Source organism: Methylomicrobium lacus (assembly GCF_041897535.1).
Lineage (GTDB): Bacteria > Pseudomonadota > Gammaproteobacteria > Methylococcales > Methylomonadaceae > Methylomicrobium > Methylomicrobium lacus_A.
On the sequence record NZ_CP169217.1, the window covers coordinates 22,975 to 49,146 of the forward strand.

Below are 26,172 nucleotides of genomic sequence, written 5' to 3' on the forward strand. Positions count from 1 at the left end.
CGACTTCTCCGTTAGCTTACAGATCAACGATTTCGCTGACGAATTGCCCGTCGGCGATCCGCGTCTGAATCCTGTCGCCGACTGCAAGTTGCTGCACGGAGCGGACGATTTTACCGTTCTCGACCATCGTTACCAGCGCATAGCCCCGGTTCAATGTCGCGAGCGGACTGACCGCGTGCAGGGTCTGGCTGGTGTTCGACAGTCTGAGCCGGCTCTGCTCCAGCTTGTGTTGCATCGCCCGCTCCAGGCGCCGCGCGAGGTATTGTTGCCGATGTTGGTAGCTAAGTATCCGGACGGCCGGGTTGAACTGCGCTAATCTGGCGTTGGCGGCGGCGAGCAAGTGTTTCTGATGCTGCTGTTTTTTCAGCATGCCTTGCGTCAAGCGTAACTTCAATTCGTCCAGTCGCTGTGCATTGCGCCGCAGTTTTTGGCCGGGATGCTGCTGCGCAAGGCGCTTGTCCAGCCAGTCCAGGCTCTGCCGGGTTCTGATCAGTTTGCGCTGCCAGCATTGTTCGAGACGTTTCTCGTACTGCATGAAGCCGTGCAACCATTGCTGCTGATCCGGCGTGGCGTGTTCGGCCGCCGCGGTCGGCGTCGCGGCGCGCAGGTCCGCCGCGAAATCGGCGATCGTGACATCGGTTTCGTGGCCGATGCCGGAGATGATCGGAATAGCGCTCGCGGCGATCTCGCGCGCGACGATTTCTTCATTGAAGGCCTGCAGGTCTTCGAGCGAGCCGCCGCCGCGCGCCAGGATCAGGACATCGCAATCCGCGTGCCGGTTCGCGGTTTGGATTGCCTCGGCCACTTCGAATTTGGCATTGGCGCCTTGCACGGCGGTCGGGTACACGATCACCGGGATCGCCGGAAAGCGCCGCTTCAATACGCTGAGTATGTCCCGTAGCGCGGCCCCGGTCGGCGAGGTAATGATGCCGATCGCCTGGGGCAGGCGCGGCAGGCTTTTTTTGCCGGAGGCATCGAAAAGGCCTTCCTCGGACAATTTCAGCCGCAACGCGTCGAAAGCGCGCCGCAGCGCGCCGTCGCCCGCCGCCTCCATCCGTTCGACAATCAATTGATAATCGCCGCGCGGCTCGTACAGGCTGACCTCGGCCCGAAGCAAAACCTGCATGCCGTTCGCGGGTTTGCAGCGCAGCCCACGCTGCTGGTTTTTGAACAGCGCGCAGCGCACCTGGGCGCCGGCGTCCTTCAACGAAAAATACAGATGGCCGGACGAGGGCGCGCTGAGGTTCGAGATTTCGCCTTCGACCCAGATCATCAGAAAATGCTCGCCGAGCGCCAGCGCGGCCTCGCGGTTCAGCTCGGAGACCGTATAAATCTTGGGCGGGGTGTTGGTCTTGTTCATCGCGCGGCATTCTAGCATTTTTTAAAAGCGTTCAGTCTGGATTCAACTTGCCGCGGCTAATCTAGTGCCGTCATCAACAGAGGAGACAGACCATGAAAATTGCAAAGATGTTGACGTTGTTGGCCGGTTTGAGTTTGATCGGCGCTGCCGAGGCGCATTATGATCCGTATTACCGGGATTATCACGATCACGCCGGTTATCGCGTCCATGGTGCCGGCAAGGTGAACAAAGAGCAGAGCCAGCAGCGGCGACGCATCCAAAGCGGACTCGCAAGGGGACAGTTGACGCCTTATGAGTATGATCAACTGGCTCGGCAGCAGCAACATATCGAGCACGTCGAACGCCGCTTCAAACAGGATGGACGTCTGGATTGGCGGGAGCGGCAGATTCTGAAGGAAGAACTCGCGCGATCATCCGATGATATACGCTATTTCAAGCATAATGACCATGATGATAGAGACGGCTACTTTTATCGTTAAGTGACGTGGCTAAGCTTGTCCTGAGCCTGTCGAAGGGCGCAACGCGCCTTATGGAATTAAAAATCCGACAACGTTTTCGGCGGCAGCGCGGCCCGCAGCGCATTCAAAATCGCGAGCACATCGATCAGTTCCTGGGTCAGGGCGCCGGCGACGGGGCTCAGATAGCCCATGCCCGCCGCCCCCATGCCGACCACGCTCAGCGCCATGCCGCCGATCGCGCTTTGCAGGGCGATCTTGCGCATCCTTTCGCCGATATGGAACAGTTCGTCGACTTTCTGCAGCGAACTGTCCATGATCACCGCATCGGCCGCTTCGCCGGTGATGTCGCTGTTTTGCCCGAAGGCGATGCCGATCGTCGCAGCGGTCAACGCCGGCGCGTCGTTGATACCGTCGCCGAGAAAGACCGTTTTGGCCTTCCGGGTTTCGGCCCTGACCAGCGCCAGTTTCTGTTCGGGGCTTTGGCTGAAATGGACCTGTTCGATGCCGACCTGTTCGGCCAGATAGCGGACTTCGGATTCCCGGTCGCCCGACACCAGCATCACCCGGTCGAACAAATGGCTCGGCTGCAAGTGATTGATGAACGAAGAACTGTCCGCGCGCACTTCGTCGCGAAATTGCAGCGTCGCCGCATACTGGCCGTCGATCAGGGCGATACATTCCAGGCCGCCGTCGGCCTCGGGCAGGTGCGCGAGCGCTTCCGGAAGTCGTTCGGCAACGGCATGACGGCTGGTGATCGCGATTTTTTTGCCGGCGACGAGGCCCGAAATGCCTTGCCCCGGCAGTTCGGCAATCTCGGCGACCGGGAGCAAGGGCGAGGCGGCCTTTTCCGCCGCTTTCAGAATCGCTCCCGAAAGGGGATGCTTCGAATAGCGTTCCAGGCTCGCAATCAGCGTCAGAACCTCGGCTTCGTCGTGTTCCGCAGCGGTCTTGATCGCGATCAGGGAAGGGCGGCCGTAGGTCAGGGTGCCGGTCTTGTCGAAAATGGCGGTCCGGCACAGGCCGAGCGTTTCGAGGATGGCCGGGTTCTTAATGATGATCTCGCGCTGCGCGGCCAGCGAGATCGAGCTGATAATCGTAACCGGAATGCCGATCAATAGAGGGCAGGGCGTTGCGATCACCAGCACGGCCAGGAAACGCACGACGTCGCCGCTGTCATACCAGGCGATGCCTGCGATCGCGAGCGCGAGCGGCGCGTACAGGGCGCCGAGCTGATCGCCGAGGCGCCGGATTTTCGGGCGGTAGCGTTCGGAGGAGCGCATCACTTCCATGATCTTCGCATAGCGCGAGTCCGCCGCGACTTTATCGGCGCGAATCGTCAATGCCGCATCGCCGTTGATCGCGCCGGACAAAACCTGGGAGCCTGCGGTTTTCGACATCAGATACGGTTCGCCGGTCAAATACGATTCGTCCATCGTGCTGGCGCCGTCGAGCACGGTGCCGTCAACCGGACAGATCTCGTGCGGCAGGATCAACAGCGTATCGCCGATGCGGATTTTATCGGCCGCGATATCGGTCAGGGTGTCGCCGGCCTTTTTATGCGCGATCGACGGCATCCGCTTGGCCAAGGCTTCGAGCACCGAAGACGCCTTGCGCAGCGCATAGGTTTCGAGCACCGCGCCGCCCGACAGCATCAACACGACCAGGCTGCCGGCCAGCCATTCGTCCAGCCAGGCCGCGGTCACGATCGAAATTCCGGCCAACAGATCGGCGCCCAGATCGCCATGCAGCAGTTTCACGAGCAGGCGGTAGAGCAAGGGCAAGCCGCCCAACGCCAGCACCGCGAGCAGCGGCAATTGCGCCAACGCAAAGGCGTAAGTGAAGCCTTGCTCGAACAACGGCGCCGAGTCGGGTCCAAATGCGGCCGAAAGCGACAGCCGATAGGTCTGGCTGCCGATCGCGAGTCCGTAGCGGAGCGGAAGATAAGCGCCGATGCCGGCCAGGCTCAGGAAGGCGATCCAGTGTTCGGCGCTGAGTGTGGAAGATTTTGCGGGTGATGAATTCGGCGTCGGCATTCGAAAAGTTGCGAGAAGGTGTGGATGGATGGTGCCTATCGGATGCGGTAAGGATGTTGCGTATCCGGGTTTTGGCGAATATTGGTTATAATTTGCGCAGCTTTTTGATGAACCGCAAACCGCGGCATTGCGGCTTTCTTAGTGCAATTCCGCATCAGATTGATAATTATAATAAATTTATTATTGGGTAAAGAAACATGCGTCAATTCTTCATGACTTCATTGGTGGCCGCGGCCGCGTTCGTTGCATTTTCGGCGCATGCCGAATTGCTCGGCAAAGACGGTTTGCCGGCTCCGGTCGTCGATCAATTCGATAAGAAACATCCGAATGCGGCGAATGTCAGCGCGCTGGCCAAAAAGCATTTCAATCAGGACCTGTACGAAATCCATTTCAAGGACGGTGAGGAATCCTTGGTCGAATACTACCGCAAGAATGGCCATTTTTTCGTCAGCGCGCCGGTGATCGATCCCTCGGGCCTGTTGCCGCCGGGAACCCTGGATAACCTGAAGGCCGAGTTTCCGAATCACGAAATCAAGCAAGCGCTGCAGATTGTGAATCCGAACGGGGCGGGCGAGGAATTCGATTTCACGCTCGATGTCTCCGGCAGTCATTGGTCCGTGTCCGTCGATGGCGAAGGCAAGATTATCGGCAAGGAACAATATTGAATCAGTCGCTTCGGCGCGATAAATACTACGGGGCGATTTATTCGCCCCGTGGTCATTAAGCGCTTTGCTCTTCGACCCGCCCATCCCTAGCGCAAAACACCGCGCTCGTCAGATGGCTGAAAATGCCGTGTTCGACGACGCCAGGAATGCCGTTCAATACCGTATCCAGCGTGTGACTGTCGAACGCTTCCGCAAACGCCGTATCCAGCACCAGGCTGCCGTGCGAAGTCACCACCAGTCCGTCCTTGTTCTCGGTTTGCCGAAGTTCCGCCTTGCCGCCGATCGCAGCGAGACTTTCCTTGACCAGTTGCCAGGCAAAAGGCATCACTTCGACCGGAATCGGGAAACGCTCGCCGATCCGGCCGACGCGCTTGCCGGGATTGATCAACACCCAGAATTCCCGGCTCGCGCCGGCCAGCAGCTTTTCGCGCACCAGATCGAAGCCGCGGCCTTTCAACAAGGTCATGTCCGGCGCGACTTCATCGGCGCCGTCGACATACACGTCGAGGCCTTTGAGTTGTTCGACCGCAAGCAACGGCAGACCGAGTTCGCGCGCCTTGATCGCGCTGACTACCGAGCTGGAGACCGTTTGAACCTTCAAGCCTTCCTGATGATGGCGCTGGGCGAGTGCCTCGATGAAACAATTCGCGGTCGAGCCGGTGCCGAGGCCGACGATCATCCCGTCTTCGATTTTCCGCGCGGCATGCTGCGCAACTAATTCTTTGTCGTTCATGTTTGTTTCCTCAGGATATGGAGTCAGCCGAATGTCGAGCCGTTCCAGCCCCAAAATTCGGCCGGACAATTGCTGAATTCGATATAAATCCGCTCCGGCGGAATCGCCAGCGCCGTTTCGAGTAACTGGCTCAGCGCGGAGGACAAGGATTTCGCCTGCTTGGCCGATAAACCGATGCTCTTACATTCGAGATAGGCCAAGGGGGCGCTGCTGCCCGCGAAAAGCATCGTTTTTTCGGCGTTCAATTCGACCAGCACATAGCGCTCGGGCTTGCCGGTTTCCTTCGCCACTAATTGCGACAGTTGGCTCAGCAGTGGCGGCGCTTGCGCGTCGTCGAGCGCGAGGTTCGTATTCAGTTTCAGATAGGGCATGGCGTTTCAGGGACGGTGGGTGGGGGGGTGTCGCCGATTATAATCGCGTCGCTCGGGTTTGTTAATCCGCTTCGCTGTCGATCGGGGGTTGGTCTTCATAAGCCTGCCAGGTTTTCAGCACCCGGTAGGCGACCCCTTCCGGCGTCGAACAGGATTCGACCAGACAAAACGCATCGGCCTGCCAGTTGATCGGCGTAAAGGTCAACGTTGGCAAGCGGTTTGCCTTGCGGATCAGGGTCACATGCGCCTGATAAGGACGGTCGTCTGTCGGAATCTCCAGCGCCGCGGCGATCGTGTTCAGTTGCTCGACCAGCAATGCCGCCGCTGAATCTTCCGCTTTGCCGGACAGGCAAATGATGCGGGGGCGGCGCCAATAGTCCAGCTTATCGAAGTTGATCGAAACTTTCGCGAAACGGATCGCCGCGGCCGCATCGATCAGTTTCGCTTCGGTTGCCTCATCGACGCTGCCCAGAAACACCAGCGTGACATGCAGATTGTCGGGATGCACGGGCCGCCCAGCCGGTTTTAGCGCGGCGGATAGCGCGGCGCATTGCGCGCGGGTTTCCGGATCGGGCCATAGGGCAAAAAATAAGCGTTTCACTTGCGTTATTTCGGTCATTTAATCATCTCCAGTGTTTCTCTTTCACTGCGATCATTCGCTTCGCCTGCGCGCTGTCGCTGAAGATACAGGATCTGTTAAGACAAAGCCATCGCCTTTTGCTATGATGCAAATGCAGTGCGTTACTAAAATGCCGCAAGTTATCCGAACCGCGGCAGCCCAGTCAGTTCATTCGATTTCATAGGAGTCGTCATGACAGGTCCCACGCTTACCCCGCCGCCCGGCGGCAGTCCGATTAGCATGCGCAGCGGCAAGCTGCTCGTTCCGGACAATCCGATCATTCCCTACATCGAAGGCGACGGCACCGGTCCCGACATCTGGCGGGCGACCGTGCGCGTGCTCGATGCGGCGGTCGCAAGCGCCTATGGCGGCAGGCGCAAGATTCACTGGCTCGAAATCTTCGCCGGCGAAAAAGCCTTCCGCCAGTTCGATACCTGGCTGCCGGACGCGACGGTCGAAGCCTGCCGCGATTATCTGGTCTCGATCAAGGGCCCCTTGACCACGCCGGTCGGCGGCGGCATCCGCTCGCTGAACGTGGCGCTACGGCAATTGCTCGACCTGTATGTCTGCCTGCGGCCGGTGCGCTGGTTCAGGGGCGTGCCGTCGCCGGTCAAGAAACCGGAAGCGGTCGACATGGTGATCTTCCGCGAAAATACCGAAGACATTTACGCGGGTCTCGAATTCGAACAGGGCAGCGAGGAGAACCGGCGCTTCCTGGCGCTGCTGCAGGAACACTTTCCGAAGCAGTATGCGAAGATACGCTTCCCCGCGACTTCCGGCATCGGCATCAAGCCGGTCTCGGAGGAGGGCACCGAACGCCTGGTGCGCGCCGCGATCGATTACGCCCTGATCAACCAACGCAAGAGCGTCACGATCGTGCATAAAGGCAACATCATGAAGTTTACCGAAGGCGCGTTCCGCAATTGGGCCTATGCGCTCGCCGAACGGGAGTATCCGGGTGAGACCTATACCTGGCTGCAATGGGAAAAGACCAAGGCCGCCCAGGGCGAAGCGGCCGCGAACAAGGAGCAGGCGGAAGCCCTCGCGAAAGGCAGGATTCTGATCAAGGATGCGATCGCGGATATCACCCTGCAACAGGTACTGACCCGCCCCGACGATTTCGACGTGATCGCGACCCTGAATCTGAACGGCGACTACCTGTCCGACGCCTTGGCCGCGCAGGTCGGGGGCATCGGCATCGCGCCCGGCGGCAACATCAACTACCTAAACGGCGCGGCGGTGTTCGAAGCCACCCATGGTACCGCGCCGAAGTATGCGAATCTGGACAGGGTCAATCCCGGATCGTTGATCCTGTCCGGCGAGATGATGCTGCGCTATCTGGGCTGGACCGAGGCGGCCGACGCGGTGATTCGCGCAATGGACGCCGCGATCGCAAGCAAACAGGTCACCTATGATTTCGCCCGCTTGATGGACGGTGCGACCGAAGTCAAATGCAGCGAATTTGCGGATGTGATGATCGCGAGTTTGTAGCATTCCGCAAGTAAACGCTTCCTTTTAGGGTTCTCGCGTACTCTGCGGGAACCCTGTCCAAGGCGCTATGCCTATCTGCCAACTTGAATTCATGCAGGCAAATCGTCTGCTCATTTTTTCCTGAGAGCAATGCCTTCGGCTTTTCGCCTCAGGCTGCGTGCTGATTCCTGTCTTGAAACGGTAACGCATGAAAAAGGCCTGCAATGCAGGCCTTTAATGATCCCTTCTTAATAAGGTCGATGCTTAGAAAGTAATATTTACTACTGTTTATTTCAGAGTAACGGTCTTAATCCCTTCTTGATCAGGTCCACCAAAGATAGTCAATAAATGCGCTCGGTGTGCTGATTTTTGGCTCTTTAAGCACAATGATTGTGAAAAACATCCTACAATCCATCTTCAGTTATTATCGGCCGAAAAATACGACTTGGGAAGTGTCAAAGGGTTCCCTTGCAAGCCTATTTTTTTCGCGGCAACAGGCTGAATGCGCCGGATACACATTTCATTACATCAGAAGTGGTAGAATTCCCGCATGGATTCTCTCCTCCTCGCCTCGCATGATTTGGCGAGGGCTCACCTAGCCACCCAACGAGGTTTTTTGATGAATATGCAACCTGGAATGCCGCCCCGATTCGGCCTGGATGCCCTGAAGACAAATTGGCGCAGTGACCTGCTCGCCGGTTTTTTTGTGTTTTTGATCGCGTTGCCGCTGTGCCTCGGCATCGCCGTCGCCTCCGGTTTTCCACCGTCGGCGGGCATTATTACCGCGATTGTCGGCGGCCTCCTGGTCTCGCGGGTGAACGGTTCACATGTGACGATCAACGGCCCGGCGGCGGGCTTGATCGTCGTGATCCTCGGCGCGGTGCAAACGCTCGGCGACGGCGATGTGCTGGCCGGCTACCGCTATACCCTGGCCGCGATCATGCTGGCCGGCGCCTTGCAGGTGCTGATGGGCGTTTATAAGGCCGGCCAGTACAGCGCGTTTTTTCCGCCTGCGGTTGTACACGGCATGCTGGCGGGGCTTGGCATCATCATCATCGCGAAACAAAGCCATGTAATGCTGGGGGCGAGCCCGGAACCCGGCAGCATCTTCGCGACGATCGCGCAGATTCCGCATAGCCTGTTGAATCCCGATCCGGTGATCGCTTTCATCGGCCTCAGCGGTCTGGCTATTTTAATTTTCTGGCCCCGACTCAAGCATCCGAAATTGAAGGCGGTTCCCGCACCCTTGGTCGTGCTGTTGACCGGTATGGGGCTCGGACAAATATTCGGCGTGCAGCATGAGCATTGGCATCCTTTCCTCTCGGGCGCGGAGCTGCAAGCCGGCCATCCGCATGCGATTACGCCGAAGTTTTTGGTCGATATTCCGGACGATTGGTCGTCCTTTTTTCAGTTTGCCGATTATTCGAAGGCGCTGACCCTGGAGTTCTGGGGCGCGGTAATCAGCATCTGTCTGGTCGGCAGTCTCGAAACCTTGTTGGTCGCGAATGCGGTAGACAAGCTCGATCCGTATAAGCGCAAATCCGATATCGACCGGGATCTGGCCGCGGTCGGTTTGGGCAATACGGTCGCCGGTTTCATCGGCGGTTTGCCGATGATCGCCGAGATCGTGCGAAGTTCGTCCAATATCCAGTACGGCGCCAAAACCGGCTGGGCCAATTTCTTTCACGGACTGATTATGTTGGGATTTGTCGCATTGTTTCCGCATCTGATCCATAACATTCCGCTGGCCTCGTTGGCGGCGCTGCTGGTTTATACCGGTTTCAAGCTGGCCTCGCCGAAGACCTTCAGCCAGGTCTGGGCGATCGGTGCGGAACAGTTGGGCCTGTTCGTGGTGACGATGCTAGGGGTCCTCGCGACCGATCTGCTGATCGGCGTGCTGCTCGGCATCGCGGTCAAACTGGGCATCCACATCGTGCGCGGGGTATGGCTGGAAAACATGTTCAAGATCCATTTCACGATCGAGCGATCAGGAGCTGACACGATCGTGGTCAAACTGTCGGGGTCGGCGTTGTTCTCGAATTATCTGCCGTTAAAAAAGGCGCTGGCAGGTCTCGAAAATGGAAAAACGCTCATTTTCGATTTCTCGAACGGCTATCTGATCGATCATACCGTGATGGATTTCATCCATGATTTCAGCAACGATTACGCGGCGCAGGGCGGCAAGTGCCGCGAGGTCGGGCATGCCTTGGAGACATTTTCGGATCACGCCCTGGCGGCGCGGTTGATGACCGCGGATGACAGGAAGAAGTAAGAGACTAAATTTCTTTCAATCTTTCTTTCAATCCCAGGACTCTGACCAACACTCACGGCAGTGAAGACCGCAAAGACCTCGAAGGGGATAAAAGCCTTCGAGGTCTTCATCGGGCAAGCGATTTTCGGCCGCAGCCCCGGCTTGAAATTCAATGGTTCGTATGTTATTAACGCTAGAGAAGTTTTGAAGACTTGAGCCGTCGCCTCACGCCGGGCGTTTCTAGGCGGGCCGGATTGAATCGGGAAAGCTTCCAAGGGCTCGACATGGCTATTTATGTCGATAAAAACAATAACAAAAACACCTTCATAATGAGGCCTTCGTCATGACGATTCGACATCAGTCATTCGGGTTGAAACACCTTTCCCTCCTTTTCACGGCTACGGTTTGTGTATTGCCCGGCTTGCAGCCGGCAAGCGCCGCCTCCGCTCCGGTCTACACCGAACAAGGCAAACAATGGACCCACGCGGCGCGCCTGCAATATTATTCGCAGGATCAGGGCTCCCGGGTGATGCCTCTGCAATGGTTTCTGGCATTGAAACAGGCGAACGGCAAGCCGTTTTTAGACGACAGTCTGTCCCGTTACGGATATCTGCCGAATCCTGACAGCAAGACCCAAGGCTTGCCGGTCGGTTTCACGGTCAACGGCAACGCGGTCGGCATGACCTGTTCCGCCTGCCACACCCGGCAAATCGAGGCCGACGGCAAGGCCTACCGGATCGACGGCGGGCCGGCAATTTCCGACTTTCAGTCCTTTGCGGCCGATTTGGATAGCGCGGTCGGACGTATGTTGGATGATCAGCCGTCCTTCGACGCTTTCGCTGCCGCGGTTTTGGGTGGCTCGCCTTCGGCCGAGCAGAAAACGAAGTTGCGGAAAGAAGTCGAGACCTGGTACCTGCCTTATCATACGATCATGAGTATCGCCTTGCCGAAGGACAAGCCGTGGGGGCCTGCGCGCCTCGATGCGGTCGCGATGATCCTGAACCGGGTGACCGGCCTGGATATCGGCACGGCGCCTGATCATATCATCAAATCCAACATTCACTTGGCCGACACGCCGGTGCGCTATCCGTTCATCTGGAATGCGCCGATACAGGACAAGACCCAGTGGCCCGGCTTCGCGGACAACGGCAACGATTTATTGGGGCTGTCGCGCAATTACGGCGAAGTGCTGGGCGTGTTTGCCGATTTTTATCCGGAAAAAGCCCCAGGCCAGCTTCTCGGCTTCGATTATCTGAAGCATAATTCGGCCAATTTTGATGGGCTGAAGGCAGTCGAGAATCTGGTCAAAAAAATCGGCCCTCCGGCATGGCCGTGGAAAGAAGGCAAATGGGCGGTCAATGCGAAGTTGGCCGCGCAGGGTAAGGCGATCTATGAAAGCCCTACCCAAACCGAAAACGGTGGCTGCGCCGGGTGCCACGGTATTCGCGACGGGATTCCGCGCGCCTTGAACAAGACCTGGGCGACGCCGCTGTGCTATGTCGGCACGGACCCGAAGGAGTTCGAGTTGTTTGGCTTGACGGTCGATACCGGCGTGCTGGCCGGGGCGAAGATACCGTTCCTAGAAAAGCCGCTGAAGGCGAAGGACGAAAATGCGGTCAGAGTCCTGAGCATGGTCGGCATGGGCACCTTGTTGCAGCACACCAAGTCGCCGAAAACGCTGGATCTGGAGTTGAAGGCGCAGACCGATTTGGGCTTGATCGAGCGCCTGGCCGGCGAGGCGAGGGCGGCCAAAGACCGCAAGGTCAAGGAGATTAGCGAACGACTGCTCAAAAAACAGGCGGACATGGTCACTGCGGACAACGCGCAGCTGAAAGGCGCCTATCAGACCATGCAGGCGCCTCCGAGCCCGCAGCAGGCCGGGGGCTATGCCTGCAAGGACAAGTTCACCGATCCGACCCCGGCCATTGCCTACGAATCCCGCGTCCTGCAGGGCATCTGGGCGACCGCGCCTTACTTGCACAACGGTTCGGTGCCGACGCTGGCGGCGCTGTTGGAGCCGGCGCAGAATCGGCCCGTCGAATTTAAGATCGGCCCGGCCTATGACCCTGAAAAAATCGGGCTCGCGGTCGAGCAAAGCAAATTCGATTATGTCTTGAAGACGACCGATTGCGAAGGCGCCAACATCAAATCCGGCAACAGCCGCTGCGGCCATGAATTCGGCACCCGGCTGTCGAAACAGGAAAAAGCCGCGTTGTTGGAATATTTAAAGATTCTGTAAGGATTCGATCACTCTTTTTAACGTTCCCAAGCTCTGCGTATCTTGAGCCGCTTCGCGTCTCGGGGCGCAGGGCGTCCGTCTCGGCTCTAACTCGCGGCGGTAAATCCGCTTGCCTTCCATCACAAACCCTGCCTCAAGCCAAAAATTAAGTTATAATCGCCGGATTTTTACTGCATATCGTGAGTGTACCGTGGCGAGTTCGAATTACGATGTATCGACATTTCAGGGATTGATTCTGGCCCTGCAGGAATACTGGGCCAAGCAGGGTTGCGTCTTGTTGCAGCCTCTGGATCAGGAAGTGGGGGCGGGGACTTTTCATCCGGCGACGTTTCTCCGGGCGATCGGGCCTGAACCCTGGAATACCGCCTATGTGCAGCCTTCGCGCCGGCCGACCGACGGGCGTTTCGGCGAAAACCCGAACCGCCTGCAGCATTATTACCAGTATCAGGTGATTCTGAAACCGTCGCCCGACAACATTCAGGAACTCTATCTCGGCTCCTTGCGCACTCTCGGTTTCGATCTGCTCGAACACGACATCCGCTTCGTCGAGGACAACTGGGAGTCGCCGACGCTCGGCGCCTGGGGACTCGGCTGGGAGGTCTGGCTGAACGGCATGGAAGTGACGCAGTTTACTTATTTCCAGCAGGTCGGCGGGCTCGAATGCCGGCCGGTGACCGGCGAGATCACCTACGGCCTGGAACGGCTTGCGATGTATTTGCAGGGCGTCAAGAGCGTGTACGATCTGGTCTGGACGCGGACGCCGCATGGCGTCGTGACCTACGGCGACGTGTTTCATCAGAACGAAGTCGAAATGTCTTCGTTCAATTTCGACCATGCGAACGTCGATTTCCTGTTCAAGTGCTTCGATACCTACGAGCAGGAATGCCAGAAATTGATCCAGGCGAACCTGCCGCTGCCAGCCTACGAAATGGTGCTGAAGGCGTCGCATACGTTCAATCTGCTCGATGCGCGCCATGCGATCTCGGTCACCGAGCGTCAGCGTTATATCTTGCGGGTCAGAAATTTGGCCAAATCGGTCGCCGAGGCTTACTACCAGCGCCGGGAGTCGCTGGGCTTCCCGATGCTGGCAGGACAGGGAGAATCACGATGAGCGATACTAAACATTTACTTTTCGAATTGGGCTCGGAAGAGCTGCCGCCGAAGACCTTGTTGAATCTGGCCCAGGCGCTGCAAAACGGCATCGTCGCAGGGCTGAACGAGGCCGGCCTGGCCTTTTCCGGCAGTCAGTTTTATGCGACGCCGAGACGCCTCGCGGTGATGATCGAAAATCTTGAAACCGCGCAGCCGAACAAGATGGTTGAGAAGCGCGGCCCGGCCTTGCAGGCGGCCTATGCGCCGGACGGCAGCCCGAGCAAGGCTGCCTTGGGATTTGCGGCCAGCTGCGGCACGACCTTCGAGCAATTGCAGGAACTGAAAACCGACAAGGGCGCCTGGCTTTCCTACACCCAGGCGGTCGAAGGGCAAGCCACCGAAAAGCTGATTCCGGACATCATCCGCAAGAGCCTGGCCGCCTTGCCGATCGCGAAACGGATGCGCTGGGGCAAAAACACGACAGAATTCGTCAGACCCGTGCACTGGGCAGTGCTGTTGTTCGGCGGGCAAGTGATCGAGGCCGAGATCCTAGGCGTGACGACCGGCCGCGCGACGCAGGGCCACCGTTTTCATGCGCCCGAACAGTTGACGATCACCCGTCCCGAAGCCTACGTCCAAACGCTGCATGAACAGGGCAGGGTGATCGCCGATTTCGACGCCAGAAAGGTGATCATCCGCGACGCCGCGAATAAGGCCGCGGCACAGGTCGGCGGCATCGCGCACATCGAAGACGATCTGCTCGAAGAAGTCGCGGCGCTGAACGAATGGCCGGTGCCGGTGACCGGCAATTTCGACCCGCGTTTCCTGGAACTGCCGGCCGAAGTGTTGATCACCACGATGCAGACCAACCAGAAATATTTTCCGGTCAAGAGTCAGGATGGCGCCTTGCTGCCGCATTTCATCACCTTCAGCAACATCGAAAGCAAACGACCCGAATCGATACAGCGCGGCAACGAGCGGGTGATCACCCCGCGTCTGACCGATGCCGAATTTTTCTGGAAGCAGGACCGCAAGAAACCCCTGGCCGAACGCGTGTTGAGCATGTCCAGCATCGTGTTCCAGGAAAAGCTCGGCACCGTCGCGGACAAGACCGAACGGGTGATCAAGCTGGCCGAAGTGATCGCGAATCTGCTGCATGCCGATGTCGAACACGCAAAGCGCGCCGCCTTGCTCGCGAAAGCCGATCTGTTGACCGATATGGTCGGCGAATTCGGCAATCTGCAAGGCATCATGGGCCGCTATTATGCGCTCGCGGACGGCGAGCCGGCCGCGGTCGCGCAGGCGATCGAGGAGCATTATCTGCCGAAGCAGTCAGGCGGTCCGACGCCTAGCAGCGTGACCGGTCAGATTGTCGCGCTGGCCGACAAGATCGATACCTTGTGCGGCATTTTCAGCGCCGGCCTGATCCCGACCGGCGACAAGGATCCTTATGCGCTGCGGCGCGCGGCGATCGGCGTGCTGCGCATCATCATCGAAAACCGTCTGCCGCTGAATATCCGCGATCTGATCGATTTTGCGCTATACCAGTTTACCCATGCTTTCGATGTCGATGCGACGCGCACGCTGGTTACCGAATTCGTGTTCGACCGGCTGAAAGGCTACTGTCTGGATCAGGGCTACACGGCCGATGAGTTCGAGGCGGTCCTCTCGGTCAATCCGTCCGAGCCGCTCGACTTCGTTCAGCGTCTGGCCGCGGTCAAAACCTTCAGGCAATTGCCTGAGGCCGAAAGCCTCGCGGCCGCGAACAAACGCATCCGCAATATCCTGAAAAAATCGGAAACCGCGCCGGCTGCCACCGTCGGCGCGCTGGCCGAAGCGCAGGAGCAGCGCTTGCTGGAAGCCGCCAATGCGGCTGGCGACGCGATCCAGCCTTTGCTGGCGCGGCGGGATTATCAGGGTACGCTGAACCGGCTCGCGCAGCTTGAACCGGTGGTCAATGACTTTTTCGACCATGTGATGGTGATGTGCGACGATCTCGAATTGCGCGCTAACCGTCTGGCCTTATTGACGCTGCTGTCCGAACAGTTTTTGACCTGCGCGGATATTTCGAAATTGCAGTCTTGACGCGAAACCGTTATGTGCTGCTCGACCGGGACGGCGTGATCAACGAGGATTCCGACCAGTTCGTCAAATCGCCGGACGAATGGCGGCCGATTCCGGGCAGCCTTGAGGCGATTGCGCTGCTGACTGCGCATGGCTTCAAGGTCGTCGTGATCACGAACCAGTCCGGCATTGCGCGCGGCCTGTTCGATCTGGCGATGCTCGACGAGATCCATCAAAAGATGCTCCGCCTGGTGGCCGAAAACGGCGGCAGGATCGAGGCGGTTTATTTTTGTCCGCATGGTCCGGAGAGCGCTTGCGATTGCCGCAAACCGAAACCGGGCCTGCTCAAGACATTCGCGGCCGAGCATCTGGCCGACCTGCACGATGCGGTGCTGATCGGTGATTCGCTGCGCGACATTCGGGCCGCCGAAGCGGTCGGCGTGCGGGCGATCCTGGTCAAGACCGGCAAGGGCCTAAAGACGCTGAACACCAACCCCGATTTGAAGATTCCAGTATTCGACAATTTATATGACGCTGCCCACTCCCTCGTCGCGGGACAAGAATTTTAAGGTTTATTTCGGTTCGACGCTGCTGTTTCTCGGCATGACGCTGTCGCTGTTTGTGATCTGTCCGCTGGTGCTGCTGGCGGTTGTTTTGCCTTTCCGTATCCGTTACCGGATTGCCGGGCTCTGGGTCAAATGGGTGCTCTGGCTCGCGAGAGTCTGCTGCGGCATCGACCATCAAATCGAAGGCATCGAGCACATCGATCCAAGCCGGACCGCGATCGTTTTGAGCAAGCATCAGTCGGCCTGGGAAACGATCGCTTATCGTGATTTCCTGCCGATGCATTCGGTGTTGTTGAAACAGTCTTTGCTCTGGCTGCCGCTCTGGGGGTGGGCGATGGCGACCTTGAAGCCGATCGCGATCGACCGCAAAAATCAGCGCGCGGCGTTACGCAAGCTGCTCGACAAAGGCAGCGAAAATTTGAAATCCGGGCTTTGGGTGATTATTTTCCCCGAAGGCACCCGTACTGCGCCCGGCGAAGTCAAAAAATTCAACGCCGGCGGCGCGATGCTGGCGCAGCAATCCGGTTATCCGGTCGTGCCGATTGCGCATAATGCCGGTATTTACTGGCCGCGCTACAGTTTTTTGAAATATCCCGGCACGATCAGAGTCAAAATCGGCCCGCCGATCGACAGCAAGGGGCGCAAGGCCGCCGAGATCAATGCCGAGGCCGAGGCCTGGATTGCCAGGGCGACGCAGGAAATAGAAAATTAGGTCCAGGGTTCAAGTCGTTATTTTCCCTGAATTCCTTCGAATTGTTTAAAAATTATCAATGGTTTTACTTTAATGAAAAAAATTCTGCTTATTTCGATTTCTGCTTTGCTCGTCACCGCCTGCGCTGAAAAGGGTGAATATGAAACGGCTGTTTTGGAAGAAATGAAGAAGGAACAGGATGTGAAGGATTATAAAATTGATCCGGAAAAAATGGCTGATTGCGTGGTCGACACCACGACGCAGAACATGCCGGGTTATTTCGAATTTGATCCGGAGCGCCGTACGGCTTATAAAAATTACACCAAAATGCTGACCTTGATGAAGTCAACCGATCCGAAAAAAACGTTGGACGAGTTGCGCAAGGATTTCGGTTCCCCGAAAGCGCTGGCCGACGCGCATAACAACCTGACCGAAAGCATGATGAACTGTTATTCGGCAATCATGGCCCACTCAGAGGAGCCGGAAGAAAAGAAAACGGAAGCGGCAAAACCGAATCCTGAAGCGCCCAAAAGCGCCGATGCACCGGTGCAACCCGCACCGACACCGAGCGAGCCGGCGAAGTAACCATGATAAGTCAGCGGTGGTCTTTGCGTGATGCGGCCACCGTTTGTGTCGGAAAGCGATTAAATGGCCGCGACCCAAATCGAGTTAAGGCGCAAGAGCTTCTTTAATTTCGTCGAATGCGCGCTGGCGGCTTCCTTGGTTTTGAAGCCCGGCACGGCGAGCCGGTACCAGGTCGCATGCTGGATATCGACTTTCATCATTTTGACCGATACGCCTTTGCGCTGAAATTCCGCGGCTTTTTTTCTGGCATCGCCTATTTGTCTGAACGAAGCCAGATTAACCGTCCAATGGGCGCCGGTTTCGTTAGCGTTGGCGGCCGGCTTTGACAAGCCTGAGGTTTTGGCCTGACCCGTTTTAAGCACTGGCTTGGGTGCATGTGACTGAGTTTTTCGCACGGACGGGGAAACGTCTTTGCTGACCAAGAGGGGCTTCGGGGCTAGCTCTGCCTGTATGGGCTCAATTGTCGCCTTCGGCGGCACGTCCGCGACAATGGCTTTGTTTTCCGCGTTGGGTTCCGGGCCGTCGGAAAAATGGCTTGGCTCCGCCTCGCTGTCCTCTTCCGAATGGCTGTTGTTGTCCGATTTTTCGCTCAAGCCCCCCACATCTTCTTCAAGGATGGCCGTCATAGTCTTTAATTTGCTCAGCTCGGCACGCGTCTGGATATCCAGATAGCCGATTGTCAGCGCCGCGCACAGGGCGGTCAGGGCCAAAGCGAGCGCGGCGTAAGACAGGCGCCCGGCGTTTCTGGTTTTGTTTTCGAGAATCTCAAGCTTCCGCCCTGCATCTTCCTGCATCGAGAGTAAACGGCTCCAATCGGCCGGAGTCGCCGGAATGTCCGGGGTGATGGCTTTTTCCAGGTGGGCTGCGTCCACTTGCGAGGCGAGATCACCGTCGTTTTCGACAGTGGTTTCAGTAGTCGCCGCAATCGCAGCCTCATCGTCCTCGTGGCTTTGCCAGACGCGAAGCGGCTTGGGCTCCGCTTCGGCCTCGGGGGCTGAAGATTCGAAAAGCGTATCAGCCAATGCAAACGGCGCGTTATCGCTGATCGGAGCCTCAACCGGATCGATGGCGGCCACGGGCGAGCCCAGGTCGACAGGCTCAATCGCTTCGTCTGCCACAGCAGGTAAGTCGAAAGGAACGGGACTCAAATCGTTGAATTCGTCGGCATGGCCAGGAACCGTCCAAAAACTGTCATCCTCGATAGGCGCAGGTTCGGCATTTTCGATCAATGCTTCAGCACTGGCGAAGGTTGAGTCCTGTTGCAATGGCGCCGGGGTTAACTCGATGTCGGAAATCGGTGAGCCAAGATCGACGGGCTCGATAGGCTCGTCATCGCCGGTTTGCAGCGCGGCTAATATTTCGTCATCGCTAAACGCGTCGAAATCGGCCGCCCGATTTTCATGAGTAGCCAGGGGGATGTCCCGCGCTTCCGCATCCAGGCTGTCCTCCGAAAAAAAATCTGCCTCGGCGTCGAAACCCGTATGGATCAGCAAGCGGTCGATCGCGTCTTCGTCGCTGTCCAGATCGGTCCACGGCTCGATGGCCGGTTCGGCCTCGACGAGGTTCGAGTCGGCGCGGTAGCGCCCTTCTTTAGACTTTTTGTTGGCTGGCTCTGTCATTTGGGTGAACTTTGATAGTAAGATAACGCATTGTGAAAGGCAAGTGTATTGCTTGCCGCAGAAAAAATCCAATATCTTTCATTTGCTTATTCTATATTTAAGGTTAGGCAAATGTAATTTTGTCAAAGCGTCCCTACGAGTCGATAAAACCTAGAAAAAAATATGCAATTAGCCATTACCGTATTAGGACATAATCGGAACTATTTTGTTGCCGAAATATTATCCACCATCCGCGATTGCAAATGCAGTATTTTGGAAATCCGCTACACCCGTTTGAAACAGGTGGACGCCGCTTACTTGTTGATACAGGGCAACTGGAACCAAATCGCCAAATTTGAGAACCTGTTGGATGCCTTGCAAAAGCGGCTCGAAATTCAAATTCAGATGCTCCGTCCCGAGCATGAGCCTCATGAAAAAGAATTTCTTCCCTATTCGCTCGAAACCTTGTCGGTCGACCGCGACAATATCATCGAATCGGTTTCATCGTTTTTAACGATGCACGGGATCGAAATCGAGGAAGTTTCGGGCAGTTCCTATCAGGCACCCTATATCGCGACCTCGGTATTCGCGACCAAGTTTATCGTGCTGATTCCGCCGGAAGTGCGTTTGCTTTCGCTCCGCGAAGAATTTCTGGATTTTTGCGATCAGCTGAATATCGATGCGATTCTTGAACCGATTAAACGCTAGGATTCAATGATGACCGTTTTGACACTCGGCAGCGCGGCGCCCGATATTGAAATCTCGTCCACCGGCGACAAGACGCTCCGTTTGAGCGATTTGAAGGGAAAAAACATCGTGCTGTATTTTTATCCGAAAGACAATACCCCGGGCTGTACGCAGGAAGGACGCGATTTTCGCGATCTGAGCGAGCGCTTTGCCGCCTTGAATACGGTCATATTCGGCGTTTCGCGCGATTCGGTCAAAATGCACGAAGGTTTCAAGTGCAAGCAGGAGTTCCCGTTTGATCTGCTTTCCGATCCCGATGAAGCCCTCTGCGGCCTGTTCGATGTGATCAAGATGAAGTCTATGTATGGCAAGCAGGTGCGCGGCATCGAGCGCAGTACGTTTTTGTTCGATAGCCGGGGTAATCTGGTCCGCGAATGGCGCAAAGTGAAGGTCAAGGAGCATGCGCAGGACGTACTGCAGGCGGTCGAGGGCTTGAACTGAGGCCTTTCCCCGATTGCGGCCGAAACGCTGTGCTTAACAGAGCATGCGGTTTTGCCATGCCGAAACCTCTGCAAAAACCCGATTGCGCCCCTCCGCCTTGGCTTGGTAGAGCGCCTGATCCGCTTTTTGCAGAAGCGCGTCGATATGGATATTCGAAGCACTCACCGTGGCGACGCCGGTGACGCCGATCGATACGGTAAAACGCAGCGCTTCCTGATCATGCTCCAAGTGGACGGGCGCCTCCGCAATCATCCTGCGCAGCCGTTCGGCCACGTCGACCGCTTCCATGATAGCGGTTTCCGGCAGCAAGATCGCAAATTCTTCTCCGCCAATACGGCCGATCAGATCCACTTGGCGCAGGCAGGACAGGCAGAGGTCGCTGAATGTTTGCAGAACCCGGTCGCCGGTTGGGTGGCCATGCGTGTCGTTGATCTGTTTGAAGTTATCCAGATCGAGCATCAGCAGGGAGAGAGGGACGCCATAGCGCAGGGTGCGAGCCAGTTCCGCTTCCGCCTGTTGGGTGAAATGGCGGCGATTGGCCAGCCCGGTCAGATGATCGATCTGCGCCATTTGCTCATAACTGCGCTGAATCTGTTTGTGTTCGGTGATATTTTCGAGGACCGCGACAAAGCATTGACTGCCGGCGCTGTAAGCGGCTATCGAAAACCAGGTATTCAGCGGTTTTACAAAGGTTTCGAATTTTTCGGGAGCTCCTGCCTCCACAACGCCTCCGTAAATAGCAAACCATTCCGGATTCGATGCCTTGATGCCGGGAATCACTTCGCTGACTCTTTTGCCTAGCACATCCCGTAAACCGGTCAAACTGTCGAATGCCGCGTTGACTTCCAGAAAAATGAAATCCTCGGGCTGGCCGTTTTGATAAAGCATTTGGCAATAGGCAAAGCCGCCCAGCATATTTTCGAACAATGAGCGGTAGCGCATTTCGCTTTCTCGCAAGCTCGTTTCGATCGCTTTGCGGTCATCGATTTCCGCGGCTAAAACGGTATTGGTGGCGCGTAAGAGAGCCTCGGCGCGGATTAGGCGCCGGTTCAAGCGCAGCAGATAATAAGTCGCGGACAACACTGCGATTAGCACGGCGATGGCGATCGTCAGCGCGGGCTGTACCCATGCCGGCAGGTGTTTGGCCTCCGCGCTGTAAATGAAGCCGTCGAGCGGAGCGCTGGATTTGACCAAGCCGAGCTTCACGAAGGTGTCGGCCATATGCTGCCAGCGCTCCGGGTTCATATGGCCGATTTCGATCAGGTTCGGAAAAATCAGTTTGCGCACCTCCGCCGCCTCGAATTCGAGATGCGCCCGTGTTTTTTCGACGTGATATTTTTTGAGCAAAAGATCGATGGTTTCATCGGGGTGATCCATCGCGTATCGCCATCCCTTCAATGTCGCGCGGAGTACCTTTTCAACCCGGTCGGGGTGATTATGCAATTCTTGTTCGGAAGTGAACAGAATATCGCTGTAGAAATCGACCCGGTAGTTGCCGGGGGCGATGATGCTATACGGAATTTGGCGTTGCTTCAGGTAAAACGGTTCGTTGGTGGAGTAAGCGTTAAACGCGTCGATTTTGCCGCTAGTTAGGTCATCAATCCGGTAACTGCTCGGAATGATGTTGATTTGGGAAAGCGCAATGCCTTCATTTAAAAACATGGTCAAGAGGTCGGCGTCTTCGGTGCGGTTCATCAGCATGACCTTTTTGCCGGCCAGATCATGTACCGAAGCAATGCCGGAATCCTTACGCACCAGCAGTATCGACGGTGAATGCTGAAAAATCGCAGCCAGCGCGATCAGCGGTTTGCCCTGCAATCTTTTGTAGAGGACCTCGCTGTTGCCTTCGGCATAATGCGCGCGTCCGGACAAGACTTCCTGGACGGGTTGATGCGCGGGGTCGCCCGCATTCAGTCTGACCTCCAATCCTTCTTCGCGATAAAAGCCTTTTTCGGCCGCCGCGTAATAGCCGGCAAACTGGAATTGATGATGCCAGCGCAACTGAAGATCAATCACGTCCCGCGTCTCCTGGGCGGCAAACGCAGGGGCTATACTGTATAAAAACAGCAGGGCTGACCTTAAAGCGTGAATGGGTATCATTGCTTTGGGTTGGCTGCGGTGGTTGATGGGTTGTCTTGTTCTAGAGGCTGGAGTTAAAACTGATGGCTTTTCTGCGCAAATAGAGACAAAGATGAATTGCAATCATGATCCAGCCACTTTCAGGCTCCGATTCCAGTATAGTCGAGATCACAAAAATGAAAATATTCTGAGTCATATTTCGCAATTTCAAATTTTTATTTGTGCCGGAGATTTGGCCGGCTGCCTCGCCGATAGGAGCCGTGCTTTATAAATTTGCATAAAGCGATTATTCTTAAGCAGTGATCCAGCGCCGGAAGCGGGGCGTGTAACCGCTATGCTTTCATCAGACAGTCCTAAGGAATCCATGAATATTCAAACCACGCCCGACAAAAAGCTGTTCGTGCTCGACACCAATGTGCTGATGCACGACCCGGCCTGTATTTTTCGCTTTCAGGAGCATGACATATTCATCCCTATGATCGTGCTGGAGGAGCTGGATCGGGCCAAGAAAGGCATCACCGAAGTCGCGCGCAACGTGCGGCAGGCGAGTCGTTTTCTCGACGAGTTGATCCGCGATGTCGACCCCGGATGCATCAAGGACGGGCTGCCGTTATCGCGTCTGGAGGCGAACGGCAAGGGCGGAATGATCGCAAAATCGGGCCGCCTGTATTTTCAGACCAGCATCATGAGCGAGCTGTTGCCGGCGACGATGCCCGGCAGCCTCTCGGATAATTCGATCCTGAGCGTGGTGCTGGCGCTGACCAAGCAATTGCCCGGCATCCATGTGATTCTGGTGTCGAAAGACATCAACATGCGGATCAAGGCGGCGACCCTCGAATTGCCAGCCGAGGATTATCACAACGACCAGGTGCTCGACGATATCGAACTCTTGTACAGCGGTGCGATGGCGCTGGAGGACGATTTCTGGGACCTGCACGGCAGCAAGATGGATTCCTGGCAGGAAAAGGGCAGAACCTTTTACAAGCTCGAGGATCCCCTGGTCGCCGAATGGTATCCGAATCAGTATTTGTACATGGAGGATGGCTCGAATTTCGAGGCGATCGTGCGCACGTGTGATGGCCGCACCGCGATATTGGAGCTGGCCCGCGATTATCGCAGCAAAAATCACAATATCTGGGGCATCACCGCGAAAAACCGCGAGCAGAATTTCGCGTTCAACGTGCTGCTCGATCCGGATATCGATTTCGTGACCTTGTTGGGAACGGCCGGAACCGGCAAAACCTTATTGGCGCTGGCGGCGGGGTTGACCTTGACGATGGAGCAGAAGCTTTATCACGAAATCATCATGACCCGTGAAACGGTGCCGATCGGCGAGGATATCGGCTTTCTGCCCGGCACCGAGGAAGAAAAAATGGCGCCGTGGATGGGCGCTTTGATGGACAATCTCGAATTGCTGGGCAACCGTTCGGGCAATACCGAATGGGAGCAGGGCGCGACGCAAAACGTGCTGATGAACCGGGTCAAGATCCGTTCGCTGAATTTCATGCGCGGCCGGACTTTTTTAAACCGTTATCTGATCATCGACGAAGCGCAGAATCTGACCTCGAAGCAGTTGAAGACCTTGATCACTCGCGCAGGCCCCGGCACCAAGATTATCTGTATCGGCAATCTTTCGCAGATCGATACGCCTTATCTGACCGCGACGACCTCGGGCCTGACCTATGTGGTCGACCGTTTCAAGCGTTGGGAGCATGCGGCGCATATCACGCTCCGCCGCGGCGAACGCTCGCGGCTGGCGGATTACGGTTCGGATTATCTATAGGTCAAAACACGCGTTGTCCTGGTTCGGGTCGCCAAGCCGCGGCCAAGCCGACAGCACCGCCTTGACGACGGTCGCCAAGGGAATCGCGAAGAAGACGCCCCAGAACCCCCACAGACCGCCGAAGAACAGGATCGCGACGATGATCGCGATCGCATGCAGATTGACCGCCTCGGAAAACAGGATGGGCACCAGCAGCACGCCGTCGAGGGTCTGGATCACCGCATAGGCGATCGCGACATACATGAATTGATCGCTGCCCCAACCCCATTGAAAATAAGCGACGCCGAGCACCGGAAAGGTGACCAGCGTCGCGCCGATGTAGGGGATCACCACCTGCAGGCCCATGAACACCGCGAGCAGCATCGCATAGTTCAGGTCGAAAAAGCTGAAAGTCACGAAGCTGGCCGCCCATAGGATGAACACTTCGGCAAACTTGCCGCGGATGTAATTGCCGATCTGCATGTCGACTTCTTCCCAGACGCGCACGGTCAGGTGGCGGTCGCGCGGAAAGAACTGCAAAAACCAGCCGATCAGCTGGTTTTTATCTTTCAGGAAGAAAAACACCATCATCGGCACCAGGAACAGGTAAACCAGCGCGCTGACCACGCTGACCAGCGACGCGGCCGACAGCGACAGCATGTTTTGCCCGTAGGTCCAGACTTCGCGTTGCAGGATATGCATGATTTCCTGGATCCGGCTTTCCGAAATCAGTTTCGGATACAGCTTCGGTAGTCGCATGATGTTCATTTCCAGCCGGTAAACCATCGCCGGAATCTGCTGCACGAACTCGACCGCCTGTTGGGAAACGATCGGCAGCAGATAAAAGAACAGAAAGCCGACGCAGGCCATGAAGATCGAGAACACCAGATAGACGCCGACCCATCTCGGTAGGCCGGCCGCCTCGGTTTTGGCGACCAGACCTTCGAGGAGATAGGCGAGCACGACCGAGGCGAACACCGGCATCAGCATGCCGGAGAGCGAATAAATCAGCGCAAAAAGGACGATCAGTATCAACGCCAGCGAGATGGCCTGAGAGTTCGGCAGAATCCGATTGACTAAGCCTCGAAAAATGGGCGAGATAATAACGGTACGGTTTTGATTTGCCATGGTCATGACGGGCGAATTTTGGGATTGAATAATCGTTATTCTAACGCTATTCTGGCCTTGAAACCCGATGAACTTTAGCCGTTCATCAAAGATCAATAGAGTCAATAGTTTTGGCGTTGTTGCGAGGACGCATCCGCGCCGTCCATTTTATCCCGGAATCGAACCGGGAATCGCTTATGAAGACGATTTTCACGATCATTGCACTGATCCTTTCTTTGTTACTGGCCGGCTGCGTGCCGTCGATTTATCCTTCCGGTGCGAAAACGACCGCCGCACATCTCGATTCCGGAACGCAGGCTTTCATCACCGAGGACGGCGCCAGGCTGCCGCTCAGGGAATGGACGACCCAAGGCGAACCCCGAGCCGTGATCATCGCGGTGCACGGTTTCAACGATTACAGCCGTTTTTTCGACAAGCCCGCGCGCTATTTCAGCGAGCACGGCATCGCCAGCTTCGCCTATGATCAGCGCGGTTTCGGCAAGGCGCCGAAACGCGGGCTGTGGGCCGGTTGCGCATCGTATGAGGACGATCTGTTGACGCTGGCGCGCCTGGTCAAGGAGCGCTATCCCCGGAGCCCCTTGTTCTTGCTCGGCGAAAGCATGGGCGGTGCGGTGGTGATGACCGCGGTCAAAAACGATACGACCGATCTGATCGACGGCATCATTCTGGCCGCGCCGGCGTTGTGGGCGCGCAAGACGATGCCCTGGTATCAGAACAGCCTGTTGTGGGTGCTCGCGCATACCACGCCGTGGCTCAGGCTGACCGGCAAAGGTGTCGTGAAGGTGACGCCATCGGACAATATCGAAATGCTGCGCGAATTGGGGAGCGACCCGTGGGTGATCAAAGGCGCGCGCGTCGAAACGCTGTACGGCCTGGCCAATTTGATGGACCTGGCGTTCAACAGCGCCGATAAACTGAATGAAGACACCTTATTGCTGTATGGCGAAAAGGACGACATCATTCCGAAGCAGCCGACCTATGCTTTTTTGCAGCGGTTTCTGAAGGACAACCATGCCGCCGAGGAAAAAACTGTCGCCTTTTATCAACAAGGCTATCATATGCTGCTGCGTGATTTGCAGGCCGACAAGACCTGGCAAGACATCGCCGCCTGGATAGACTCCAGAGGCGCACGGCTGCCGTCCGGGGCCGACAAACGCGCCGAAATCGTACTCAAACCGGTGCTGAACTCGGCAAACTGAGGCCCGCATCCCTGGCCTCTG

22 protein-coding genes are annotated in these 26,172 nt (G+C 56.8%); 14 read left to right on the plus strand and 8 right to left on the minus strand.

Going from position 1 to position 26,172, the window contains the following annotated elements:
* Positions 1 to 16 precede the first annotated feature (16 nt).
* Complete coding sequence (gene xseA / locus ACEPPP_RS00095) at positions 17 to 1,360, minus strand: exodeoxyribonuclease VII large subunit (RefSeq protein ID WP_374089033.1); 1,344 nt, start codon at positions 1,358 to 1,360, stop codon at positions 17 to 19.
* Positions 1,361 to 1,452: 92 nt separating this feature from the next.
* On the opposite strand from xseA, the gene ACEPPP_RS00100 reads away from it, so the two are divergent.
* Positions 1,453 to 1,839 carry a hypothetical protein gene (locus ACEPPP_RS00100; protein ID WP_374089034.1) on the plus strand — a complete coding sequence of 129 codons (387 nt, stop codon included), beginning with the start codon at positions 1,453 to 1,455 and terminating at the stop codon, positions 1,837 to 1,839.
* Positions 1,840 to 1,895: 56 nt separating this feature from the next.
* On the opposite strand, the gene ACEPPP_RS00105 is transcribed toward ACEPPP_RS00100, so the two are convergent.
* The gene (locus ACEPPP_RS00105) at positions 1,896 to 3,851 is read right to left on the minus strand and encodes a heavy metal translocating P-type ATPase (protein WP_374089035.1); all 1,956 of its coding nucleotides are present in this window, start codon (positions 3,849 to 3,851) and stop codon (positions 1,896 to 1,898) included.
* Between the two features lie 197 nt (positions 3,852 to 4,048).
* Between ACEPPP_RS00105 and ACEPPP_RS00110 the strand changes: the two genes are divergently transcribed.
* Positions 4,049 to 4,516 carry a hypothetical protein gene (locus ACEPPP_RS00110; RefSeq protein ID WP_374089036.1) on the plus strand — a complete coding sequence of 156 codons (468 nt, stop codon included), beginning with the start codon at positions 4,049 to 4,051 and terminating at the stop codon, positions 4,514 to 4,516.
* A gap of 55 nt (positions 4,517 to 4,571) precedes the next feature.
* On the opposite strand, the gene rpiA is transcribed toward ACEPPP_RS00110, so the two are convergent.
* The 3 genes from rpiA to thpR form a co-directional block, all read right to left on the minus strand.
* The gene (gene rpiA, locus ACEPPP_RS00115) at positions 4,572 to 5,249 is read right to left on the minus strand and encodes a ribose-5-phosphate isomerase RpiA (RefSeq protein ID WP_374089037.1); all 678 of its coding nucleotides are present in this window, start codon (positions 5,247 to 5,249) and stop codon (positions 4,572 to 4,574) included.
* Positions 5,250 to 5,272: 23 nt separating this feature from the next.
* On the minus strand, positions 5,273 to 5,620 hold the full coding sequence (locus ACEPPP_RS00120; RefSeq protein ID WP_374089038.1) for a phenylpyruvate tautomerase MIF-related protein: 348 nt from the start codon (positions 5,618 to 5,620) through the stop codon (positions 5,273 to 5,275).
* Between the two features lie 61 nt (positions 5,621 to 5,681).
* Positions 5,682 to 6,239, minus strand: coding sequence for an RNA 2',3'-cyclic phosphodiesterase (gene thpR / locus ACEPPP_RS00125; RefSeq protein WP_374089039.1), 558 nt, complete (start codon positions 6,237 to 6,239; stop codon positions 5,682 to 5,684).
* Positions 6,240 to 6,431: 192 nt separating this feature from the next.
* On the opposite strand from thpR, the gene icd reads away from it, so the two are divergent.
* The 8 genes from icd (at position 6,432) to ACEPPP_RS00165 (ending at position 17,197) form a co-directional block, all read left to right on the plus strand.
* On the plus strand, positions 6,432 to 7,730 hold the full coding sequence (icd, locus tag ACEPPP_RS00130) for an NADP-dependent isocitrate dehydrogenase (RefSeq protein WP_374089040.1): 1,299 nt from the start codon (positions 6,432 to 6,434) through the stop codon (positions 7,728 to 7,730).
* 598 nt (positions 7,731 to 8,328) lie between these two features.
* Positions 8,329 to 9,981 (plus strand): SulP family inorganic anion transporter, encoded by a 1,653-nt coding sequence (locus ACEPPP_RS00135; RefSeq protein WP_374089041.1) that lies wholly within the window; start codon positions 8,329 to 8,331, stop codon positions 9,979 to 9,981.
* A 322-nt stretch (positions 9,982 to 10,303) separates the two neighbouring features.
* Positions 10,304 to 12,199: a di-heme-cytochrome C peroxidase gene (locus ACEPPP_RS00140; RefSeq protein ID WP_374089042.1), complete on the plus strand. Its 1,896-nt coding sequence runs from the start codon at positions 10,304 to 10,306 to the stop codon at positions 12,197 to 12,199.
* 190 nt (positions 12,200 to 12,389) lie between these two features.
* Positions 12,390 to 13,310, plus strand: coding sequence for a glycine--tRNA ligase subunit alpha (glyQ, locus tag ACEPPP_RS00145; protein WP_374089043.1), 921 nt, complete (start codon positions 12,390 to 12,392; stop codon positions 13,308 to 13,310).
* Positions 13,307 to 15,376 (plus strand): glycine--tRNA ligase subunit beta, encoded by a 2,070-nt coding sequence (gene glyS, locus ACEPPP_RS00150; RefSeq protein ID WP_374089044.1) that lies wholly within the window; start codon positions 13,307 to 13,309, stop codon positions 15,374 to 15,376. The genes glyQ and glyS overlap by 4 nt, the downstream gene beginning before the upstream one ends.
* Positions 15,373 to 15,924, plus strand: a complete 552-nt coding sequence (gmhB, locus tag ACEPPP_RS00155; protein ID WP_374089045.1) for a D-glycero-beta-D-manno-heptose 1,7-bisphosphate 7-phosphatase — start codon at positions 15,373 to 15,375, stop codon at positions 15,922 to 15,924. The genes glyS and gmhB overlap by 4 nt, the downstream gene beginning before the upstream one ends.
* Positions 15,884 to 16,633: a lysophospholipid acyltransferase family protein gene (locus ACEPPP_RS00160; protein ID WP_374089046.1), complete on the plus strand. Its 750-nt coding sequence runs from the start codon at positions 15,884 to 15,886 to the stop codon at positions 16,631 to 16,633. The genes gmhB and ACEPPP_RS00160 overlap by 41 nt, the downstream gene beginning before the upstream one ends.
* Positions 16,634 to 16,705: 72 nt before the next feature.
* A complete protein-coding gene (locus tag ACEPPP_RS00165) occupies positions 16,706 to 17,197 on the plus strand; it encodes a hypothetical protein (protein WP_374089047.1) in 492 nt (163 codons plus the stop codon).
* 59 nt (positions 17,198 to 17,256) lie between these two features.
* On the opposite strand, the gene ACEPPP_RS00170 is transcribed toward ACEPPP_RS00165, so the two are convergent.
* Positions 17,257 to 18,816, minus strand: coding sequence for an SPOR domain-containing protein (locus ACEPPP_RS00170; protein WP_374089048.1), 1,560 nt, complete (start codon positions 18,814 to 18,816; stop codon positions 17,257 to 17,259).
* A gap of 162 nt (positions 18,817 to 18,978) precedes the next feature.
* On the opposite strand from ACEPPP_RS00170, the gene ACEPPP_RS00175 reads away from it, so the two are divergent.
* Positions 18,979 to 19,503: a glycine cleavage system protein R gene (locus tag ACEPPP_RS00175; protein WP_374089049.1), complete on the plus strand. Its 525-nt coding sequence runs from the start codon at positions 18,979 to 18,981 to the stop codon at positions 19,501 to 19,503.
* Between the two features lie 9 nt (positions 19,504 to 19,512).
* On the plus strand, positions 19,513 to 19,983 hold the full coding sequence (locus ACEPPP_RS00180; RefSeq protein WP_374090955.1) for a peroxiredoxin: 471 nt from the start codon (positions 19,513 to 19,515) through the stop codon (positions 19,981 to 19,983).
* A gap of 33 nt (positions 19,984 to 20,016) precedes the next feature.
* Here the strand turns inward: ACEPPP_RS00180 and ACEPPP_RS00185 are convergent, their stop codons facing one another.
* On the minus strand, positions 20,017 to 21,999 hold the full coding sequence (locus ACEPPP_RS00185; RefSeq protein ID WP_374089050.1) for a diguanylate cyclase: 1,983 nt from the start codon (positions 21,997 to 21,999) through the stop codon (positions 20,017 to 20,019).
* 427 nt (positions 22,000 to 22,426) lie between these two features.
* On the opposite strand from ACEPPP_RS00185, the gene ACEPPP_RS00190 reads away from it, so the two are divergent.
* The gene (locus ACEPPP_RS00190; protein ID WP_374089051.1) at positions 22,427 to 23,845 is read left to right on the plus strand and encodes a PhoH family protein; all 1,419 of its coding nucleotides are present in this window, start codon (positions 22,427 to 22,429) and stop codon (positions 23,843 to 23,845) included.
* Here ACEPPP_RS00190 and ACEPPP_RS00195 read toward each other — a convergent pair.
* The gene (locus tag ACEPPP_RS00195) at positions 23,840 to 24,952 is read right to left on the minus strand and encodes an AI-2E family transporter (RefSeq protein WP_374089052.1); all 1,113 of its coding nucleotides are present in this window, start codon (positions 24,950 to 24,952) and stop codon (positions 23,840 to 23,842) included. The two genes, ACEPPP_RS00190 and ACEPPP_RS00195, sit on opposite strands and share 6 nt — an antisense overlap.
* Before the next feature lie 176 nt (positions 24,953 to 25,128).
* Here ACEPPP_RS00195 and ACEPPP_RS00200 point away from each other — a divergent pair, with 176 nt between their 5' ends.
* Positions 25,129 to 26,151 (plus strand): lysophospholipase, encoded by a 1,023-nt coding sequence (locus ACEPPP_RS00200; protein WP_374089053.1) that lies wholly within the window; start codon positions 25,129 to 25,131, stop codon positions 26,149 to 26,151.
* Positions 26,152 to 26,172: the final 21 nt, after the last annotated feature.

Excerpts from the sequence above, each read along its gene's own strand:
- xseA (WP_374089033.1), bottom strand. The coding sequence starts at position 1,360 with ATGAACAAGACCAACACCCCGCCCAAGATTTATACGGTCTCCGAGCTG.
- ACEPPP_RS00195 (WP_374089052.1), bottom strand. The coding sequence starts at position 24,952 with ATGGCAAATCAAAACCGTACCGTTATTATCTCGCCCATTTTTCGAGGC.
- icd (WP_374089040.1), top strand. The coding sequence starts at position 6,432 with ATGACAGGTCCCACGCTTACCCCGCCGCCCGGCGGCAGTCCGATTAGC.
- ACEPPP_RS00175 (WP_374089049.1), top strand. The coding sequence starts at position 18,979 with ATGCAATTAGCCATTACCGTATTAGGACATAATCGGAACTATTTTGTT.
- ACEPPP_RS00105 (WP_374089035.1), bottom strand. The coding sequence starts at position 3,851 with ATGCCGACGCCGAATTCATCACCCGCAAAATCTTCCACACTCAGCGCC.
- ACEPPP_RS00140 (WP_374089042.1), top strand. The coding sequence starts at position 10,304 with ATGACGATTCGACATCAGTCATTCGGGTTGAAACACCTTTCCCTCCTT.
- glyS (WP_374089044.1), top strand. The coding sequence starts at position 13,307 with ATGAGCGATACTAAACATTTACTTTTCGAATTGGGCTCGGAAGAGCTG.
- ACEPPP_RS00180 (WP_374090955.1), top strand. The coding sequence starts at position 19,513 with ATGACCGTTTTGACACTCGGCAGCGCGGCGCCCGATATTGAAATCTCG.
- rpiA (WP_374089037.1), bottom strand. The coding sequence starts at position 5,249 with ATGAACGACAAAGAATTAGTTGCGCAGCATGCCGCGCGGAAAATCGAA.
- ACEPPP_RS00135 (WP_374089041.1), top strand. The coding sequence starts at position 8,329 with ATGAATATGCAACCTGGAATGCCGCCCCGATTCGGCCTGGATGCCCTG.
- ACEPPP_RS00165 (WP_374089047.1), top strand. The coding sequence starts at position 16,706 with ATGAAAAAAATTCTGCTTATTTCGATTTCTGCTTTGCTCGTCACCGCC.
- ACEPPP_RS00110 (WP_374089036.1), top strand. The coding sequence starts at position 4,049 with ATGCGTCAATTCTTCATGACTTCATTGGTGGCCGCGGCCGCGTTCGTT.
- ACEPPP_RS00190 (WP_374089051.1), top strand. The coding sequence starts at position 22,427 with ATGAATATTCAAACCACGCCCGACAAAAAGCTGTTCGTGCTCGACACC.
- ACEPPP_RS00170 (WP_374089048.1), bottom strand. The coding sequence starts at position 18,816 with ATGACAGAGCCAGCCAACAAAAAGTCTAAAGAAGGGCGCTACCGCGCC.
- ACEPPP_RS00160 (WP_374089046.1), top strand. The coding sequence starts at position 15,884 with ATGACGCTGCCCACTCCCTCGTCGCGGGACAAGAATTTTAAGGTTTAT.
- ACEPPP_RS00100 (WP_374089034.1), top strand. The coding sequence starts at position 1,453 with ATGAAAATTGCAAAGATGTTGACGTTGTTGGCCGGTTTGAGTTTGATC.
- ACEPPP_RS00120 (WP_374089038.1), bottom strand. The coding sequence starts at position 5,620 with ATGCCCTATCTGAAACTGAATACGAACCTCGCGCTCGACGACGCGCAA.
- ACEPPP_RS00200 (WP_374089053.1), top strand. The coding sequence starts at position 25,129 with ATGAAGACGATTTTCACGATCATTGCACTGATCCTTTCTTTGTTACTG.
- thpR (WP_374089039.1), bottom strand. The coding sequence starts at position 6,239 with ATGACCGAAATAACGCAAGTGAAACGCTTATTTTTTGCCCTATGGCCC.